This window comes from Amphibacillus jilinensis Y1 (genome assembly GCF_000306965.1).
Taxonomy (GTDB): Bacteria; Bacillota; Bacilli; order Bacillales; family Amphibacillaceae; genus Amphibacillus_C; species Amphibacillus_C jilinensis.
Map to the genome: position 1 here is coordinate 145877 of NZ_JH976436.1, position 19783 is coordinate 165659.

Annotated in this window: 13 protein-coding genes; 2 read left to right on the top strand and 11 right to left on the bottom strand. The window is 37.9% G+C overall.

Annotated features, from left to right (window positions below):
• Window positions 1-331: 331 nt before the first annotated feature.
• Window positions 332-3520: a DEAD/DEAH box helicase gene (locus B494_RS0110985; RefSeq protein WP_017472451.1), complete on the top strand. Its 3189-nt coding sequence runs from the start codon at window positions 332-334 to the stop codon at window positions 3518-3520.
• Window positions 3521-3619: 99 nt separating this feature from the next.
• On the opposite strand, the gene B494_RS0110990 is transcribed toward B494_RS0110985, so the two are convergent.
• The 8 genes from B494_RS0110990 to secA all read right to left on the bottom strand — a co-directional run bounded on the left by B494_RS0110990 (window position 3620) and on the right by secA (window position 14860).
• Window positions 3620-4798: a PDZ domain-containing protein gene (locus B494_RS0110990; RefSeq protein WP_017472452.1), complete on the bottom strand. Its 1179-nt coding sequence runs from the start codon at window positions 4796-4798 to the stop codon at window positions 3620-3622.
• Window positions 4799-4947: 149 nt separating this feature from the next.
• Window positions 4948-6423: a S41 family peptidase gene (locus tag B494_RS0110995; RefSeq protein WP_017472453.1), complete on the bottom strand. Its 1476-nt coding sequence runs from the start codon at window positions 6421-6423 to the stop codon at window positions 4948-4950.
• Window positions 6424-6529: 106 nt separating this feature from the next.
• Window positions 6530-7903, bottom strand: a complete 1374-nt coding sequence (locus tag B494_RS0111000; RefSeq protein ID WP_017472454.1) for a murein hydrolase activator EnvC family protein — start codon at window positions 7901-7903, stop codon at window positions 6530-6532.
• Between the two features lie 135 nt (window positions 7904-8038).
• Complete coding sequence (gene ftsX / locus B494_RS0111005; protein ID WP_017472455.1) at window positions 8039-8935, bottom strand: permease-like cell division protein FtsX; 897 nt, start codon at window positions 8933-8935, stop codon at window positions 8039-8041.
• Complete coding sequence (gene ftsE / locus B494_RS0111010) at window positions 8925-9611, bottom strand: cell division ATP-binding protein FtsE (protein ID WP_017472456.1); 687 nt, start codon at window positions 9609-9611, stop codon at window positions 8925-8927. Before ftsE ends, ftsX begins: the two co-directional genes overlap by 11 nt.
• A gap of 231 nt (window positions 9612-9842) precedes the next feature.
• Window positions 9843-10709, bottom strand: coding sequence for a YitT family protein (locus B494_RS0111015; protein WP_017472457.1), 867 nt, complete (start codon window positions 10707-10709; stop codon window positions 9843-9845).
• Window positions 10710-11174: 465 nt separating this feature from the next.
• A protein-coding gene (gene prfB, locus B494_RS0111025; RefSeq protein WP_144032220.1) for a peptide chain release factor 2 occupies window positions 11175-12279 on the bottom strand; the annotation gives its coding sequence in 2 pieces (ribosomal slippage) (window positions 11175-12206 and window positions 12208-12279; 1104 coding nt in all).
• A 73-nt stretch (window positions 12280-12352) separates the two neighbouring features.
• Window positions 12353-14860, bottom strand: coding sequence for a preprotein translocase subunit SecA (secA, locus tag B494_RS0111030; protein ID WP_017472460.1), 2508 nt, complete (start codon window positions 14858-14860; stop codon window positions 12353-12355).
• A 242-nt stretch (window positions 14861-15102) separates the two neighbouring features.
• Here secA and upp point away from each other — a divergent pair, with 242 nt between their 5' ends.
• On the top strand, window positions 15103-15735 hold the full coding sequence (upp, locus tag B494_RS0111035) for a uracil phosphoribosyltransferase (RefSeq protein ID WP_017472461.1): 633 nt from the start codon (window positions 15103-15105) through the stop codon (window positions 15733-15735).
• Window positions 15736-16182: 447 nt separating this feature from the next.
• Here the strand turns inward: upp and B494_RS0111040 are convergent, their stop codons facing one another.
• From B494_RS0111040 to B494_RS0111050, 3 genes are read right to left on the bottom strand one after another with little or no spacing between them, the layout of a single operon-like run.
• Window positions 16183-17022, bottom strand: coding sequence for a glycoside hydrolase family 43 protein (locus tag B494_RS0111040; RefSeq protein WP_017472462.1), 840 nt, complete (start codon window positions 17020-17022; stop codon window positions 16183-16185).
• A 22-nt stretch (window positions 17023-17044) separates the two neighbouring features.
• Complete coding sequence (locus B494_RS0111045; RefSeq protein ID WP_017472463.1) at window positions 17045-19021, bottom strand: beta-galactosidase; 1977 nt, start codon at window positions 19019-19021, stop codon at window positions 17045-17047.
• 16 nt (window positions 19022-19037) lie between these two features.
• Complete coding sequence (locus tag B494_RS0111050) at window positions 19038-19679, bottom strand: YesL family protein (RefSeq protein WP_017472464.1); 642 nt, start codon at window positions 19677-19679, stop codon at window positions 19038-19040.
• Between the last annotated feature and the right edge of the window lie 104 nt (window positions 19680-19783).

A 19783-nucleotide genomic window follows, 5' to 3' on the forward strand; every position in this document is an offset into this window, starting at 1 on the left:
TACTATTTGTTCAATTTGAACGATTAATTTTAGGATAAAACAATCCTTCAATCAGTGGAGGGAGGGCTACAGGATGTAGATCATGCAGACGTTACCACAAGACGTGCCGGTTTTAGTCTACGATCTTACCCACCAACTGAGGAACACAAGCTAACGTTTTCGCGTCCTGCGAAAACGCTTGTGTGACCAACATCCTGTTGGCACGAGTGAATCAGAACATTAGCGTCCGTTATTATCCACCTAAATAGATTTGCTTTACGAACGGTTATCTGTGATAAAATTTGTTATAATAGTGAGATACACATTTATTGTAGTTACTAAGGAGTTTATTATGTCACATTTATTTCTCGAAACAAAAGATATTATAAATATTACGGGGCAAAGGTTTTATAAACGTGGGCTTGACTATTTCAATAAAGGGCGTGTCCACAGCCTAAGTTATAATCCAAGCATTCAATCATGGAGTGCTGTTGTGAAGGGGGCTAACCACTATAATGTTAGAATATTTTTCTTTGAAAATGATGATTTAGAAGCAACATGTAACTGTCCCGCATACGAGACCCATTATACATGCAAACATATTGCAGCTGTATTACTTGCCATCACCACCAAGCAACAATCAGCTCAGATTATTAATGAAGAGGCGACAACCAACGGTACAGACCCCTTCCCCCTAAGGATGATCGACACCTTTAGTGAACCTGTTGATCCAACAGATACTGAGACAGAACGTTTGAAAATTGATTTTATTTTAAATGAAACAAGGCACGCTGCCAGTCAAGACCCTTTCTTTAAACTAAGTTTAAAAGTAGGCGAACAACAACTGTTTATCGTTAAAGATCTGCAAGGCTTTATTCAAGCCATTGACCATAAGCAATCAATTAAAATTACCAACAATTTCTCATATCAGCCGAAACGACATGAAATCAATCCAACTGATCTCGAGGTATTGAAATTACTTAAAACGGTAATTAATCATGCAAATATTTATGCCCATGACTATTTAGACATCGATAAACGTGAAGTTGTCCTACCACCATTTTTATTTGAATCATTTATCAAGCAATTAACACAGTGCTCATTCCTATTAACGAAGGAAACAGGTGAGGCAACGCATACGCTTACGATAGTTGACCAGCTACCCGAGATCAACTTTGCTATTGATTTAAAAACTGCACAAACATATACAATCGATTTTAGCCAACTTTTTGGTTATCAATTTTCACGTTACTATAACTATTTATATCGTAATCAACACTTCTATTTACTAACGGACCAACAAAAAGATACATTAACAAAAATATATTCAATTCTGCCTTATCAACAAAAAAAGGTTTATCAAATTAGTAAAGATAAAATGACTTACTTTGTTGGTCATGTGTTACCACAGATAAAACAGTTGGGGACGATTAAGTACAGTAATGAAGCACAAGCAACTATTGAACAAGCCTCACTAGAAGTGAAGTTGTACATCGAAGAAATTAAGCAAGCTTTAAGTGTAACGGTTACCTTTCAATACGGCGACAAGCAAATCAATCCATTCGAGAAACAAAACGCTAATGATACCGTGTTAACCCGCTCGTTTAACAAAGAACAGCGCATTATTAATCTATTGAAAAAATCAGGATTTCATTACTTAAATCAACGCTTTCAACTGTTTAGCTATGAGCGGATTTATCAATTTATCCATGAGCAGCTTCCTCTGTTACAAGATGAAGCGACTATATATCTATCTGATCAAGCCAAGACACTAAAAGCCGAACACCATCCATCACTGGCTACGACTGTTGACCATAATGCATTTACGGGGATGCTAGATATCCATTTTAATATCGACGGTATTTCAGATGATGAAATTAAAGATGTATTAAAAGCTCTGGTTGAGCGAAGAAAATACTATCGACTCAATGATGGGCCGTTAATCAAACTTAGCGATGATACCTTCCAAGCTTTTCAAACATTTGCTGATCAACTTCATTTAAAACAGTCAGAGCTACTCGATACACACCTGCACTTAAATGCCGCCCAAAGCATTCAAGTTGATCAAGCATTAGCTGACTATCAACCAAACTATTCGGACACATTTCAGCAATTAATTGGGGCGATTCAACAACCTCAAGCGATTAACTACCAATTGCCGTCAGCACTGCAAGCTGAACTCCGGGATTATCAAAAAATCGGTTATCAATGGTTTAAAGCACTGGCTCAATATCAGCTTGGTGGTATTTTGGCTGATGAGATGGGGTTAGGAAAGACTGTTCAAGCAATTAGCTTTATTGTTAGTGAGAAAGAAATAGACAATAGACAGCCTTCACTGGTAATCGCACCTGCTTCATTAATCTATAATTGGAAGAACGAATTTGAAAAGTTCGCACCAACATTAGCAGTCGAAGTGATCGCAGGAGGTAAGCAAGAGCGACAAAGCATGTTCAACTCAGAAACAAACCCAGATGTTTTAATTACATCATACCCTTTAATTAGGAAAGACATAAAAAACTATCAAGCTTTCAACTTTGACATCATGATTCTAGATGAAGCACAGGCAATTAAGAATCATTTAACACAAACAGCTAAAGCAACCAAAGCGATCCAAGCGAAGCAACGTTTTGCATTAAGTGGCACACCGATTGAAAACCGGTTAGATGAATTATGGTCCATTTTCCAAACCATCTCTCCAGGATTTCTTGGATCAAAGAGGCAATTTGTTCAACATGATAAAGAGTATATTCAACAAATAACACGTCCGTTTATCCTACGCAGACTTAAAACAGATGTTTTACCAGAGTTGCCTGAAAAAATTGAAATCGAACAGTATACTGAGCTTACTAAGGAACAGAAGCAAGTCTACCTTGCTTATCTTCAACGAATTCAGCAGCACGTCGATACCGCTATTGAAAATAATCAATTTGACCAAGGTAAATTAGAAATCTTGGCGGGTTTAACCCGTTTGCGTCAAATATGTTGCCACCCAGGCTTGTTCTTAGACAATTATCATGGCCAATCTGGTAAACTTGATTTATTGTTGACGATCATCGAACAATTACGTGAACAAGACAGACGCGTCCTAATTTTCTCTCAATTTTCTAGTATGCTTGAAATGATTGCTCATCAGGTCAATAAGCATGGCTATCAAGCTTTTTACTTAGATGGTCAAACACCAGTTAAAGAGCGCGTAACAATGGCAGACCAATTCAACAGTGGTGAGAGGGAACTGTTTCTGATTTCATTAAAAGCCGGTGGAACCGGATTGAACCTAACAGGCGCAGACACCGTTATCTTATATGATCTTTGGTGGAACCCAGCTGTTGAAGCACAGGCTGCTGGTCGTGCCCACCGAATTGGACAAAAAAACAATGTTGAAGTGATTCGTTTAATTACGAAAGGAACAATCGAAGAAAAAATATTTCAACTTCAAGAAAAGAAACGCAAATTAGTTGACGAAATCATTCAACCAGGGGAAACGTTACTATCATCACTAGATAAAGAAGAAGTCAAAGCTTTGTTAAGCTTTGACCGCTAAGCAAAATGCGTTTATTTCCTAGGAAATAAACGCATTATTTTATTTGAATAATAAAGTTTTTCTAGTGTTTTCTAGTTGAATTATCTTTAAATGGAGCGCTCAATATGCTAATTTTTTTTGATGATCAATCGTAAAAACAAGTCCCAATTGATAATGTTCATGTTCATAAAGCGCCCGTTGAACAAAACGAATTTCGCCTCTTTCATCAATAACATCCAACTTACAAAACGCTCGATTATTTTGAAGCGCCTGATAAAAATCATTCGGATCTGTTATTGGAACACCATTGACTTTAACAACAGTATCTCCAACAACTAAACCTAAATCAACTGCCGGCGAACCCGGCAATATCGCCAATACCTTTATCCCTTTTTCAGTCGGGTTAAACAAAGCAGGGAGTTGCTGATCTTTCATTTTTAATCGATACGCTAACCATTCCCGCCCAACTAAAGCAACAATGACACTCACAAGTGAAAAGAGGCCAATATAATAACCTAATAAGGCGGTGGCGATAACAAGTAAACCTAAAATAAATAAGTATTGACTAAAACGTTTGGCTGCCTTCGTTGGTAAAGTCGCACGAATAACATGTTCAAAGCCAATCACAAAGGGAAAGATCATCAAACCATAGCTTGTCCCATTTAATTCAATCACCGGCCACCAATCAGTAGTGAATTCTAAAGTACCAACAGGCCAGAACATTATGATTGGAATTAATGTAATCCGTTTTAAACGATGTTGTCCGATCACTTTACCACGTGCCCCCTTGAAAATTTCAGGGAAGGTTTGATCATGTTCAATCGAACGCATCATTAGTGCTTCAATAACAATAAACAGCCCCATAATTGTCGTGAAGGTTACCCAATCTAAAGCCGTTATCTCTCCTTGGAGGAAACTGGGTAACAAATCATGATAATAGGGAGAAAACAAAAGTATAATAGCAGTAAATCCAAATGTATAAGCACTTGATAACCAAGTAAATTTTTTATTTATTGAAAATAACATGGTAAAAAAGATAATAGCTAATAACATGAGATTGGGCAAACTTAACCCTAGCAACATGATAGCAACAGAAAGAATAAGGCCAAATAAAATACCATTTAAACGTTGACCATACATTTCATCAAAAATCGGATAAATCTTACTTCCAAATGACTGCCGTTCCTCTTTAATCCGTGTTAAGGAAGCTAGTGCCGTAATAATGATAAACCAATATAATAATGGATTCAGCAAAAAGCGACCTAATCCCTTTGCGATTTCGATAAACCATAATTCCATCCTTCTACCCCCACTTCATTGCTGTTTATGTCCTTTATATCCTTTATCGTTAAATAAACTTCTACTATATAATATAGCATAGATTAGCGGATAGAAGTTTTAAGATCGAAAAAAATGTAATGAATAAAAAAACCGCCCTTTGGCGGTTTTTATTCAAATAATGCTTCTAAAGCTGCTTCCATTTGTAAATCATCTTCCTTGTTACGAATCCGCTCAATAATATCGTAAGCTAATAATTCAGCAGTTTCTTCGTTAAGTTCTCCTGTTACAGATAAATCACGGTCAGTTTGATATTGAGAAATGGCATCTTCAGTTGCTTCACTAAAGTAACCATCCTCTCGATCAACATCATAGCCTAATCCGTCTAACATAATCTGAGCAAATTTGATGTTATCATCACTGTCATCATAAGATAATGTTTGATCAAGCTGAATTGGAGCGGTGTAATAATAATCAGGTTGAGCCACTTCTCGTGTTGGTGCAACACCCACTTCATCAATAGAATTGCCTTCTGGAGATAGCCACTTCAAAATCGTTAACTTAAGCGAGCTTCCATCTCCCATCGGGATTGTACTTTGAACCGTTCCCTTTCCAAAACTATTCATTCCAATAATGTCAGCATCAATTGTTTCTTTTAACGAGATCGCCAATATTTCTGAAGCAGACGCGCTCCCTTCATCAATCAGCACACTGATTGGATAATCTTTTGGCTCGTCTAAATTAGAGAAATAGCGTTCGACATTATCTTGACCATCAGCAATTTGCATATACGGTTGATCACTTGTAACGAACAATTTTAGTATATCTTCAATTACCGGCAGCAAGCCACCTGGGTTCCCACGGACATCAATCACTAAACCGTCTATCCCTTGTGCTTCTAAATCAGCTAGTTGTTCTTGAAATTCTTCAGCCGTATGTTCAGAGAAAGACGTTAATTGAATCATCCCTGCTTGCTGATCATTCATTTCCACCAATTCTGAATAAACGGTTTCTAATGGAATCGTGTCACGAACTAATGTATAAGTAATCGGATCAGATACACCCGGCCTTTCGATCTCTAATGAAACCTCCGAACCTTTTTCACCTCTAATTTTAGCAACTGCTTCAAATAAATCTAAACCATCTAAACTTTCATCATCAACTGATACGACTTGATCATTCGGTCTTAAACCTGCCTTTTCTGCTGGCGAATCTTTAATCGGTGCAATAATCGTCACTTTCCCATCAACCATACTAACTTCTGCACCAATTCCCTCAAATGATGATTCAATTTGTTCATTAAATTGTTCCATTGTTTCCTGATCCATATATTCACTGTATGGATCATCAAGTGTGGCTAACATACCGCGAACCGCACCTTCAATTAGTTGTTGATCAGATACTTCATTTAAGTAATTTTCCTGAATCGTACTAAATGCTTGCGTGACTTTCGGCAAAGGAATCTCATCTGTTAACTCTTCAAGCATTTCTTTATATTCTTCTTCTGTCATAGACTGTGCTGACTGCTCAGTTAATGGATTAGCTTGATCACTGGCGGTTAAATCAATAACAAAATAGGTTCCAAGCCCACCAATAGCAATAGCTAATGTTAACAGCAATGCTAGCATTCTTTTGTTTACATGCACATGCTTCACCTCAATAAATAATCTTGTTTATATAGTGTACCATAAAAGGCACCACCACGTATCGTGCGATGCCTTTGATTTATTTTATGAAATTTTCAAATGGATATTACGGTAAGTATGGCATTGGATCGATACCGTTACCTTGGCTCCACTGGCCATTATGGACCTCAAAATGTAAATGGTCACCAAACGATCTACCTGTATTACCCATTGTTCCAATTTGTTGTCCTTGACTGACGGTTTGACCTAGACTAACTCCTAATGTATGAAGATGGGCATAAACCGTTGACATATTAATATCAGGATGATAAATGTAAATGACGTTTCCATAAGACGTCGAATATGACGACCGTGTCACTCGACCAGCAGCAGCAGCATAAATTGGTGTACCTTGATTATTAGCAATATCAATCCCATTATGAAAGCTTCCCCCATTAAAGTCTCTCCAACCATGACCGGAACTTAATCTACCTTGAGCTGGCCAAATAAACGGAGCACTTCCACCTCCACCACCACCGGCTTGAGGTGAGTTATTTGAAGAATTATCTTCATCAGCTAATGGTTCAGCTTGACGTTCCTCTTTTTTACGTTCTTCCATTAATTGGTTTATCACTACTTCTTGATCAGCTAAAGCTTGACGCTCTTCCTCTATAGACATAGTAAGTTCTTCTAAATGGTTATGTTCATCTTCTAGCTCTGAAGCAACTTCCACCTGTTCGTTACGCTGTTGATTCAATTCTGCTTGTAATGTTGATAATTCTTCTTCTTGGTTAACAAGAATAGTGCGTTGACCTTCTAATTCAGCTTTTTCACTATCTAATTTTTCTTTGTCAGCAACAAGCTGTTCTTGCTTTTCCTCGACTGACGTACGTTTTATTTCAAGATCTTCTTTATCTGCTTGTTGCGCTTCCATAATATGACGATCAGAGTCCATAATTTTATTCACTGCAGTCGCGCGGTTAATAAAATCACCAAAATTTTGTGCGCCCAATAGTACTTGTAAGTAGTTAACATTGCCACCGTTGTGTTGAATTGAACGTAAACGCTCCTTAAGCAACTCATCGCGATCGGCAATTCGATCTAACAAATCTTCAATCTCTTCACTCAATACATCGATTTCATCTTCTGTTTCTTCAATATTTCCCTCTGTTTCAGAAATAGATGTTTCAATTCTATTTATCTCTTCATTTGTTAAACTAATTTCATTCTGTTTATCTACTAGGCTTTCTTCTGTAACCTCTAAATCCTCATCAATCTCGGAAATTCTGTCTGATACTTCAGCTTGACGACGTTGATTTTCGGCAATTTTTTCTTCAGCATCACTAGCATCCTCATCAATATTTTGTCTTTCCTGCTCGAGCTCCTCTAGTTCAGCTTCTAATTCAGAAATACTTTGCGCTGAAATAGATTCAGACAGCGGTAAAAAAAATCCAATAAGTAACAGAGTAGCAATTATATAGATCATTAACCTTTTCATCATAAAACCCCTCCACTTCAGCTTGAAAAATAATATGTTTAATCTATGTAAGAAAGACAGCTATGCCGCCATCTCTCACGTTATTTATCTTAAGTTTTATATTTTAATTAAAAGGCGAAGCCTCTTAAATTAAGAGACTTACACCTTAAGAAACTTACGAACACTCATTACACTACCCCAAACACCGATAACAGCACCTATTAGTAAAATTAAGCCGGCTAGCTGCCATACAAATGGCGTAAAAGGCAACAATTGAACAAAATCAAATTGATTAACAGCGCTCATATTTTGATCAATATAGTAGTAGCCTGTAAATAATACTGCAATAGGAAGAATACTTCCTAATATACCTAGTAACAGACCCTCAACGAAAAACGGCCATCTAATAAACCAGTTCGTTGCACCTACGAGTTTCATAATTTCAATTTCCTTACGACGGGCAATAATCGTAATTTTAATCGTATTCGAAATTAAGAAAATTGCGGTAAAGACAAGGGCAATAATAAGCACGGCTCCTACGATTCGCGCATAATTGTTAAATGTAAACAAATTTTGCACGAAATCTTGTCCGTAATTAACACGCTCTACATAATCAAAATCTTCGATGATCACATTAGCAATTGCAACCGTATCTTGTGGTTCTTCAGCAGTAACAACAAACGCATCATTTAATGGATTATCTTGTTCAAACAACCCCCACGCTTCCCCTTGGTCTCCCATACTCGTCATTAAATCTTGCCACTCTTCATCTCGAGAAGAGAAAACAACAGATTCTACATTATCTAAACCTTCTAATTCTTCACTAAGTTCTTCCATTTCTTCTTCATTAGCGGTTTGATCCACAAGTACTTTAATCTGCACATCTTCTTCAAGACCAGATGCAATATGATTTAAGTTAAATACTAGCGCTAGAAATACAGCCACAAGAAGCAGGGTTGTAGTAACCGCTGCAACTGACGCTAAGGTCATCCAACTGTTTCGCCAACTGTTTTTTAAACCTTCTTTAAAATGCCTTTTTAATGTTCTAAACTTCATAGCCATACTCACCTCTGTGTTGGTCACGAACAATTAATCCACCTTCAACGGCAATAACGCGACGCTTAATCGTGTTGACAATCTCTTTACTGTGGGTAGCCATGATTATGGTCGTACCTGTCCCATTAATTTCTTCTAATATTTTCATGATTTCCCAAGATGTATCAGGATCTAAGTTTCCGGTCGGCTCATCTGCAATTAATAGTTTTGGATAGTTAGCCATCGCACGTGCAATTGCCACACGTTGCTGCTCTCCTCCAGACAATTCATCAGGAATAAACCGGGCCTTATTCTTTAGGCCTACCTGATCAAGTACCTCCATGACACGTTTGCGAATTTGACGTGGTGACTCTTCAACCACCTCTAGGGCAAAAGCAACATTCTCATAGACCGTCATTTTTGGTAATAATTTAAAATCTTGATAAACAACACCAATCTCCCGACGTAATAACGGCACATCTTTCCATTTCATTTCTAGCAAATCTCTATTATTGACGCGAATCTGACCACTTGACGCTATCTCTTCACGAAAAATCAACTTTATGAAAGTTGATTTACCTGCACCACTTTGCCCAACTAAATAGACAAATTCTCCTGGGTCAATATTTATATCGATGCCATTTAAGGCAGTTACACCATTTGGGTAAGTCTTTTTGACTTGTTGCATCTCTATCATAAGTTTAATCACCTTTAAATTATTATTAGATTCTACATGCTCTGCATGGATTCAATCATATAAATTTGAATCACTGAATCTATTACATTATAACATCTATATCGACTTTTTTTACTGTTTTTTTTATTACAATTTCATTTCAAAACATGCTATAATTTGCTTATCTATAAGTGAAAGTAAGTATATAGACCCAGTTTATGTTATTTCTTTTGACCTAAAAAAAAGAAGCGTTTAGCTCTTGCTAAACCCCTCACCAATCACTTCACTTGCGTTCATAACAACGATAAACGCGTTAGGATCAATTCTTTTGATCAGTTGAGTCGTTTTACTAAATTCACTTTGATTAACGACACACATGACCATTTTCCTTTTTTCTTTTGTATAACCACCTTCGGCCTGCCAAACCGTTAACCCACGATCAACTTCGTTTAATAGCACCGCCCTAACTTCTTCAACAAAATCAGTAATAACCATAATGCTCTTCGATGTATTAAGACCGACTTGGACCAAATCAATCGTTCGACTCGTTACAAATAAGCCTACTAATGCATATAAGCCTTGTTCAACAGAAAAAACAAAAGTAGCCGCCAAAACGATAATTCCATCAAATAACGCGATACATATCCCAAATGGTAACGGAACAAATTTGTGAAGAATTTGTGCAGCTAAGTCCATGCCACCTGTTGAACCTTTGCCTCGAAAGACAATACCAATTCCAAGCCCACAAGCCATACCACCGAAAATGGCTCCTAACAAAGGATCAGGCGTTGCTGGTTGCCACTGACTCGTTAGCGAAACAAACAACGGCATCATTATCGTACCGACAAATGTTTTCAGTCCAAATTTCTTTCCTAATATGATCGTACCTAATACAAACAACGGTATGTTTATTGACCATTGAACAATGGAAGGTTGAAAATTAAATGATGCATTTAAAATCGTACTAATACCCGCTACGCCACCAGATGCAATGTTATTTGGTAATAGAAACAAATTAAATCCACTCGCAATAAAAAAAGCCCCTAATAAGACAAGTCCGTACTCGAGCACGAGGACTAGCTTAGTCGGCAACGGTTTTCGTCGATATCTAGCTATCATCCGGTCCACCTCTATTCTCTTTTGTTTAGCCTTAAGGAGTATACCATGATCGTGATCAGACGACAACTGTCTTTAACGCTCTATCACAATATAACGAACCTCCAATCAATGGACAGAGGACGGTCATGCAGACGTGCCACAGGACGTGGCGGTCTTAGTTTGTAATCCTTCTTAATGACGTGGTAGTAATCCTCCTTAAATCTGCGATGGTGTTAGTCTACGACCTTATCCACCCACTGATTGTTCGTTGAGTGAATCAGCATATTAGCGTCTGGTAGCACCCATTTTAATAAATTTACCTCTATTCTCTGTTTAGAGATGGATGTTTTATGGACAGTTATCTGTGATGAAAATGGCTGTTATTGGTGGGATTTTGTTGATGAGTGAGCGTCGTTTGTTCGCGATTATCTGCATCAATAAAGAAATCGAACGGTCAACGATCGTTCGATTTCTTTTTAAGCCAGATTAGTTATTCATTTGTTGGCGCAGATACGCGTCAATAAATGGGTCAAGATCGCCATCTATAACGCCTTGTGTGTTACCCACTTCAAGATTGGTACGATGATCCTTAATCATTGCGTACGGGTGGAACACATAAGAGCGAATTTGACTGCCCCAGCCGATTTCTTTTTGTTCACCACGTAATGCATTTATTTCTGCTTGTTGCTTATCTATTTCTAATTGATAAAGTTTAGCCTTTAACATCTTCATCGCTTGGTCACGATTTTTTATTTGCGATCGTTCAGACTGACAAGTAACAACAGTGTTTGTCGGTATATGTGTAATACGTACAGCTGAATCGGTCGTATTGACGTGTTGTCCGCCTGCCCCACTGGCTCGGTAGGTGTCTATTTTTAAATCTTCTTGATTTACCTCAGTATCAATATCATCATCCATCTCCGGCATCACATCACATGAAACAAAAGATGTATGACGTCGGCCTGAAGAATCAAAAGGTGAAATTCGCACTAAGCGATGGACACCTTTCTCAGCTTTCAAATAACCATACGCATTGTGGCCTTTAATCAATAAAGTCACACTCTTGACTCCTGCCTCCTCTCCAGGCAAGTAATCAAGTGTCTCGACTTTAAAATTTTTCTTTTCTGCCCAGCGTGTATACATACGTAATAGCATACTTGCCCAATCCTGTGATTCGGTTCCACCAGCACCCGGATGCAATTCCAAAATGGCATTGTTTTTATCATATGGTTCACTGAGCAAAATAAACAGCTCGAATTGATTTAGTTTTGCCGAAAGATCTGCTAATTCAGCCTCTAAATCAGCTTTTAAGTCTGGATCAGCTTCTTCCTTTACTAATTCATAACTCACTTCAGCGTTTTCTAGCGCCTCAACATGCTCGTCAAACGTATGAACCAATTCCTTAATGCCATTCGCTTCATTAATGATCTTTTGTGCGGCTTGTTGATCATTCCAAAAATCCGGATCAGCCATTTCAGCTTCTAATTCAGCGATACGTGTACGTTTCTCTTCTAAGTCAAAGAGACCCCCTAAAATCCGCAATTCGGTTATTAAACTTCTCTAACTCTTGTTTGATTTCAACTAATTCCATTTGCTCACCTCATATGAATATTTTGACAAGTTAGAATGGACACCCTTATAAGGATGTCCAAAATAAGTTACTATTAGCGCCCATGACATTGCTTATACTTTTTACCACTGCCACAAGGGCAAGGATCATTTCTTCCAACATGGTCGGATTTAACGATCGGTGTCTTTTTCTTTTGTTTCTTACTTTGATCTCCAGAAACAGCAGTTGCATTTTTAGCAACTTCTTGACGTTTTAAATTTTCACGGACTTGTGCTTTCATTACATAGCGGGAAACATCTTCATTAATCGATGCCACCATCGCTTCAAACATCGCAAAGCCTTCCATTTGGTATTCACGTAATGGGTCATTTTGACCGTAGGCTCTTAAGTGAATGCCTTGTCGCAATTGATCCATTTGATCAATATGATCCATCCATTTCGTATCAACCGTGCGTAGAAGGATAACTTTTTCAAATTCACGCATTTGTTCTGAACCCATGTCCGCTTCTTTAGCGTCATATTTCTCAAGTACTTTCGCCATAATAAGCTCGATCATTTGTTCAGAATCTTTTCCTTTTAGATCCGCTTCTGCTAAATAATTTTCTTCTATTAAATTAGCATGTGCATAATCAATAATCGCATGTAAATCCCAAAGGGTATCGTCATCATCCTGAGTATGTGCTTCGACAGTCCCTCTTACAACCGTTTCTATCATTTTAACAACAATATCACGTAAATTTTCTGAGTTAATGACATCATAACGCTGTTGATAAATAATTTCACGTTGCTCGCGTAACACATCATCGTAAGACAGAATATTTTTACGGGCATCAAAATTGTTACCTTCTACCCGTTTTTGGGCTGATTCTACAGCTTTTGATACCATTTTACTTTGAATCGGTTGGGAATCATCCATCTTAAAGCGATCCATCATTGCTTTCATATTGTCTGAACCAAAACGTCGCATCAAGTCATCTTCCATTGAAAGATAGAATTGTGTCACACCTGGGTCACCTTGACGTCCTGAACGACCTCTTAACTGGTTATCTATCCGGCGTGATTCGTGACGCTCCGTACCAATAACAGCTAGACCACCTAATTCAACAACACCGTCGCCTAGCTTGATATCCGTACCACGACCAGCCATATTGGTTGCAATCGTTACCGCACCACTTTGCCCGGCGTCTTCAATAATTTCTGCCTCGCGATAATGATTTTTCGCATTCAAAACATTATGTTTAACACCCGATTTTTTTAACAGTTGGGAAATCAATTCAGAGGTTTCAACAGCCACAGTACCCACTAACACAGGCTGTCCTTGTTGATGACGCTCTTTAATTTCTGCTACTAACGCTTTGAATTTCCCTTCCATGGTTTTGAAAATTAAATCTGGCTTATCCTCACGAACGATCGGTTTATTGGTTGGAATCGCGACAACATCCATATTATAGATATTTCTAAATTCTTCTTCCTCTGTTTTAGCCGTCCCGGTCATACCCGCTAACTTCTCATACATACGGAAGAAGTTTTGAAAAGTAATCGAAGCCAGTGTCATGCTTTCATTTTGAATTTGCAAGCCTTCTTTCGCTTCAATAGCTTGATGAAGACCATCACTATAACGGCGACCTTTCATTAAACGACCGGTAAATTGATCGACAATCACGACTTCGCCTTCTTCAACCACGTAATCCGTATCACGATGCATCGAGGCATGTGCTTTCAATGCTTGGTTAACATGGTGTGTTAGTGTCACGTGATTTAAATCGAATAAATTTTCCACACTAAAAAAGTTCTCAGCTTTGGTAATGCCTTCTTCCGTTAACTGAACCCCTTTTGTTTTTTCATCATATGAAAAATCTGTTTCTTTTTGTAAGGTTCGAACAAACGAATTAGCCTGTTGATAAAGTGATGCCGATTTACGAGCTGAACCTGAAATAATCAAAGGTGTTCTTGCCTCATCGATTAGAATCGAGTCGACCTCATCAATAATTGCAAAGTGCAATGGGCGCTGAACCATCTGTTCTTTATATAGCACCATATTATCTCTTAAGTAGTCAAAACCAAATTCATTATTCGTTCCGTAAGTAATGTCTGCTTCATATGCTTTACGCTTTTCTTCTTTCGACAAACTATTTACATTTAACCCGACTGTTAGGCCAAGGAATTCAAACAGCTGTCCCATTTCACGTGCATCACGATCAGCTAAGTACTCGTTGACAGTGATAATATGCACGCCTTTTCCAGAAAGGGCATTTAAATAAGCGGGCATTGTTGATGCTAATGTCTTTCCTTCACCTGTTTTCATTTCGGCAATATTACCGCCGTGTAAAACAGTTGCTCCTATTAATTGAACAGGAAATGGTCGCATCTTCAAAACACGTTTGGAACCTTCGCGAACAACCGCATATGCTTCTACTAGTAAATCATCAAGTGATTCGCCATCCTGATAACGTTGTTTTAATACTTCTGTTTTTGCTCTTAATTCTGAATCAGATAACTGCTCATATTCAGACTCTAATGCTTCAATTTGATCAACGGTCGTCTGAATCTGATTCAATTGACGTTGATTACCGTCAAACACTTTTTTTAATAATCCACGCATGCTCTACGCTCCTCTATTTAATAAAGATAGCTCTTGAAAAAGCCTATTTGTCTAATTTTTATCATAACACTTGCGATTGTCAAAAACAAGAATCATGGTGTCTGATTGGTTAAGATAATTAAATTACTTAATCAAAATTTATACTTTTAATATAAGCTAATCTACCGTTTAAATTTGCTCTTGTGATTTGTGGGGTTCTAATGTACCATATACTATTAGTAAAGAGAAGGAGAGAGACAACAATGACGAGAAAAGTACATGTATTTAACCATCCATTGATCCAACATAAACTTGGAATTGTCCGTGATAAAAACACCGGTCCTAAAGAATTTCGCGAGTTGGTCGAGGAGATTTCAAAGTTAATGGCGTATGAAATCACTTTAAATTTACCTTTAGCTGATGTTGAAATAGAAACACCTGTATGCTCTACTACCGTTAAGCGGCTTAGTGGTAAGAAGCTTGGAATTGTACCCATTATGCGTGCTGGTTTGGGCATGGTAGACGGTATTCTTAGTTTAATCCCTGTCGCTAAAGTAGGGCATATCGGTTTGTATCGAGATCCAGAAACACTTGAACCTGTAGAGTATTATGCAAAACTGCCTGAAGATATTGGGGAGCGTGAACTAATCGTCGTTGATCCGATGTTAGCTACTGGAGGGTCTGCGTCTGCTGCAATATCAGCAATTAAAAAACGTGGTGCAAAAAATATCAAATTTTTATGTTTAATTGCAGTACAAGAAGGCATCGATAAAATTCACCAAGATCATCCTGAGGTTCCTATTTATACGGGTTCATTAGACCCTGGTCTTAATGAAAAAAGCTATATTACACCAGGATTTGGCGATGCCGGTGATCGTCTCTTTGGAACGAAGTAAGTGCAATAACTTTTAGTGGTAGTCTCATGTTCCGCTAATCCATAATACTAGCCGATTCGCTCACCTTAGCAAATCGGTTAGCTTTTTTAAAACATAATCCTTTATTATTAGATCTTTCAACTGACTGAACTGATTATGCATTTGTTCTATCGAACAGTGTGATCCCCTCCAATAAGCAGGCATTTCCGCTCTTCACCCACTGATTGGTTGAGTAAATCAGGACATTAGCGTTCGTTACCTACCTCCTAAATAGCTGAGCACTACACTCTATTTTGAGCGGGTTTTACGGACGGTTATCTGTGATAAATAAAACACACTAAAAACCCCTAGTTGTCTAAATCTACACAGGGGTTTTTTCGTGGCTAGCTTCAATCACATGCATCTTTTTTTAATCTCATAATCCAGTTGGCAATCAGCCAGTGCTCACTCCACAATTACTCCATCCAACTATAACTTAATAAAGACAGGTCTTTCTTTTGGTGTTTGATTGGGCGCGTGGAACGTTAACAACCATTCTCCCTCAAATGTTTGAAAAATCATTCCATGTCCACCATCCCTTTCGATTAAGACGGCATCATCATGTTGCCAAGGACCAGCAACATTACCTGACAATGAGTGAGAGACGCCGATCGCATAACCATGTTCTGCCATACTGGACCAAATCATGGATAGCTTGTTACCTTGATGATAAAGAAAAGGACCATCTGTTACATAGACAGATTCTGACCGCTTAGCAGGTTTAGTCCATTTCGCTTCACTCGCACGAAATAACACAATTGGTTCAGCTATTGGCTGCTTTAAATCATCAGTTAGTTTTTGCGCACAAATCTTCCCGTCTTGAACTTGAAGCCATTCCCAGCAAAAGATCAGCCAGGGATGACCATCAGCATCAACATATAATGTGCCATCTAAACATTCCCACTGGCCAGGTGTCACAGGACCATTCGTTATGGAGTGATATGGACCCGAAGGATGTTTCGCTTTCAATATTTGCGTACCTCGGCAACGATTTTCTGCCTTAAAGCTCGCCAACATATAATATTCCGCTTGATATTTATGCACTTCAGGTGCCCAAAACTGGCGATCTGCCCAAAACGATTGATCAGGACGAAACGCTGGGAACGGTCCATCCCAATTTTGTAAATCTGTACTTGTATAATAGTCAAATCCCTCAGCACGTCCCGACCAAACGTTTCCATCGGTCGTCCCAAACAAATAATAAGTTTTTGTCTGACACTCTGGGAAAATAAATGGATCACGTAAATGAATTTGCTCTTTTTTTAACATTGGTTGATCTCCTATTCGACCATTATTTTTTTAATATTCCATAACCGAATGGTGCTAACATATGTTCACCAGCTTCGAGGATTCGATCATTCAATACACTTTTATAAGATTGATGTAAGTGAAACGGCTGTGCCTGATTTGAAAAATTAACGATCCAATACTGCATAACCTGATCCTTCGTTTGTCGAGGGATCGCAATGATTTGATTTGCTAATTCAAGCGATTGATCGATTTTATAAGCTTGCGCATAGTGATTAATGATCGCTTTCATCATGAATGAATCGGGGGTCGTACCTAATATAACAAGCTTACCCTTGCCAATCGTTTTTTCAATAAAGAAAGCTTGACCTTTTGCCTGGCCTCTTATCACTTCTCCGTGTACTTTAACATTATCTTCGACTTCAAAGAAGCTACTTAAACCGGTTAGCTCCGATTCATGGCCAAAAGCAGCCCCGTAATGACCGGTGTCAGTCACTGAAAATTGCATCATTGCTTTTATTCCTGCCCATTCCGTTAATGGGCCTAATCCCCCATCAACAGGCCAAGTATGTTCTGCTGTCCGATCCCCTGTCATTGGACCTGCTACCCAAACCCCTCCGTTCTCAATAAATGTTTGTAACCGTGATAAAAAGTGATCTGAAATATGATGGGCATATGGGGTAAATAGCAGATCACATCTGTTTAAATCGTGGCCCTCTGGAACAACTTTACGTGGAATGTTTAAATCTAAAAAGTGCTTATAAAACCCATTTAGTAAATCTTTATAAACATTGTTTTCACCTGGCTCAACATTTATAAAAGCACGCGCATGATCTGAATACGTTAGCGCAACACGCGGTTCAAATGCTTCAGTTTTGTGTAAATATGGGGTTATCTTGTTAATTAACTGATTTACATCAAGTACGTTCTGATAACCGATTGTTGGATCTCCCCAAGCACTTACAACCGAACCATGGGGTTGTTCACAGCCAGATCGTTGTCCTCTAAAAAGCCAATACGTGAAAGCTTGACTACCGGCAGCATACGCAGCAAAACTCTCTGCCTCAACATAGCCCGACTCATGTAATTTCCCGTACTGTTCAATATGACCATTATAAGAGTTGCTCGTTTCAAGAAGCATAAATTTTCTTGTATCGTTCTTAATATATTTCCATCTTTCTTGGTTAATCATAAAATTAGGGTATTTATCTGCTGGCGTATACGTATCAAAACTAATAAAGTCAAGCGCTTTAGCAAATTTTTCATTATCCAAATCAAAAAACATACTTGAATTATGCGTAACAGGAATATCAACATGTGAACGAATGATATTTGCTTGTTCTAGCGCAAATTCAGCAATTTTATCATGAGTAAACGTGAGGTAATTCTGCAATAATGAACTATTATGTAAAAATGGTGTCGGTAAGGGTTGAACAACTTGAGCGAAATCTAAGTAGCGCTGACTCCATATGTCAGTCCCCCATGCTTGATTTAGTACATTTATATCTGCATATTTCTGGTGTAACCATTCCGTCCATAGCGCCTTACAATGCTGACAGTAACATGGGCCAATATGACATTTGAACTCATTGTCTAACTGCACAGCAATGACATGATCATACCTTGCTACAATCTTAATTAATCGTTCTGTCATCATAGCTGCTCGTTTACGGAAAAACGGCTGATTTGTACAAATATGTTGTCTAGAACCATGATACATTTTTGACCGATCTTGATTTTGATGCAAACGTTCAGGATGCTGATCTGTCATCCAAACTGGCGGGGTTGGGGTTGGGGTACAAACGATGACATCCATTTGATGTTCAGCTAAATCATCAAGCGTCTCGATTAATACCGTGAAATCAAACTGATCTTGTTTTGGCTCAAAGGTAGACCAAGTAAACTCACCAATCCGAGCTAAATTCATGCCTATTCGTTTCATATGTTTAATATCTTTTTTTATTATTTCACGTTCCCACAACTCTGGATATAAAGCTGCACCATAATAGATTTTTTCCATATAACGATCTTCCTTTCTATGATTCAATCGAGACTAAACCAGCTTGATTTTCTATCTTTTTAAAGACTTTTAAGGCAATAGCCATCACCAGAGCACTTGGAATGCTAACTGAAAAAAATAAAATTAAACCCGGAAATGCCTTAAATAAAATGTAAGTTAATAACATCGTCAGCCCGATTAACAAAGTATAGTGAAAGTAAGATATGCTTATTAATAACGCATATTTAAAATAGTTAATAAAACTTGTTTGATAATGTGTAAAAGCTGGGAAAATAAAAACCATCATCATTAAAAATAAACTTATCACTATTATATAGAGGACTAACAATACATATAAAGAAAACACATTCAAATAAGGTAATGTCATTATGCCAAAGCTGACCATAGTGACAATAACCATTAATAATAAACCTAATCCATTCGCTTTTAAAAAACTTTTTTTGTATTCATGATAAAAGATGCGAAATATAGGTTGTTGCAAGTTGTTATCTCGATAAACTGTTCGCCATACATTAAACAATGAGGTAGTAGCTGGTGCCCAGCCAAATATGACTAAACCACTTAAGGTAAACACGACCCAAAGCAGATTAAGCCATGCTAATAACATCACCCATTCAAATATATATTGAAAACTCGAGCGAATACCGATTTCTTTCATTATAAACATCCCTCCCCATTAAATAAAACAAACCTTCAATCAGTCGGTGTTGTCATTGTTCGCCGACTTGATTGGTAGTTAAGTAAATCAAAACATGAGATTCT